General features: G+C 68.0%; 1 protein-coding gene. It reads left to right on the forward strand.

Annotation, left to right across the window (positions count from 1 at the left end):
• A partial coding sequence (locus tag ACLQ2Q_RS22215) for a DUF305 domain-containing protein (protein WP_425824080.1) occupies positions 1-267 on the forward strand: 267 nt, incomplete at its 5' end.
• Positions 268-493: the final 226 nt, after the last annotated feature.

Consider the following 493-nt stretch of genomic DNA (forward strand, 5'->3'; position numbering starts at 1 on the left):
GGCACCCCGATGGGGGACATGGACGGCATGGACCACGGGGGGATGATGTCCGACACCGACATGCAAGCCCTCGAGGACGCCACCGCGGCCGAGGCATCCCGCCTGTTCCTGGAGCAGATGATCGTCCACCACGAAGGCGCGATCGCGATGGCCCAAGACGAAGTCGACAACGGGCAGAACCCCGACGTGATCACCCTTGCCGAGAACATCATCGCCTCGCAGACAACCGAGATCGCCACCATGGAGGACATCCTCGCGACCCTCTGACCGCAGGGGCCGGCCGCACCCGACGGCCGGCCCGCTGTCTCCGGAGAACGCCACTATGACCACTCACACCCGCACCCTCGCCGTCGCCACCCTCGCCGCGACGCTTACCCTGACCGCTACCGCGTGCACCGCGTCCCCTGACAGCGATGCCTCACCCGCCCTCATTCCGCATGTCCACGATGTCGCGTTCGATCTGGACGGGGCGCTGCTGGTCGGCGCGCACACC

The organism is Microbacterium sp. DT81.1 (assembly GCF_049844955.1).
Lineage (GTDB): Bacteria > Actinomycetota > Actinomycetes > Actinomycetales > Microbacteriaceae > Microbacterium.